Origin of the sequence: Burkholderia sp. SIMBA_051 (assembly GCF_046534915.1) — a bacterium.
GTDB lineage: Bacteria > Pseudomonadota > Gammaproteobacteria > Burkholderiales > Burkholderiaceae > Burkholderia > Burkholderia ambifaria.
Map to the genome: position 1 here is coordinate 1 of NZ_JAWRXS010000060.1, position 435 is coordinate 435.

The 435-nt window shown below is 66.9% G+C and carries 2 protein-coding genes; both read right to left on the reverse strand.

Annotated features, from left to right (window positions below):
• Positions 1-121, reverse strand: a 121-nt coding sequence (gene tnpB / locus SB771_RS33520) for an IS66 family insertion sequence element accessory protein TnpB (RefSeq protein ID WP_410721856.1), incomplete at its 3' end; no start/stop codon positions are given.
• Positions 118-435, reverse strand: a 318-nt coding sequence (locus SB771_RS33525) for a transposase (protein ID WP_410721855.1), incomplete at its 5' end; no start/stop codon positions are given. The genes tnpB and SB771_RS33525, both read right to left, overlap by 4 nt.

A 435-nucleotide genomic window follows, 5' to 3' on the forward strand; every position in this document is an offset into this window, starting at 1 on the left:
CCGAGAAGGGATCACGTCCGAGTGCTGACTGCACCAGCGCGGCAAGTCCATCCATGCCACGGCGCATATCGGTAACGCCCGCTGCCAGCCATACGCGGGTACCGCCTGGCGGCGCAATCATGCTGGCATCAGGCAGCGCAGCACGAGGCGCAGCTGCACGGGGTCGACCATGCCCGTGACGCGTACACGGGCACCGTTCAGTTCGATCTCGATGCCCGACGCTGCCGGTACGCTCTCGCGATGTGGCTCGACAGGCTGTAGAGCGAGCGACGCCGGGTCTGCGGCATCGCCGGTCGGTGCATCAGGTAGCGCTACGGGCAGCAACACCGCTGCGCTGTGCGCCACCCCTTCAAACAGGCCCGCCCGCAGTTGCCGGCGCCACTTGAACACCATATTCGGATTCAGTCCGTGCGCCTGCGCGAGCTTGGCCACCGA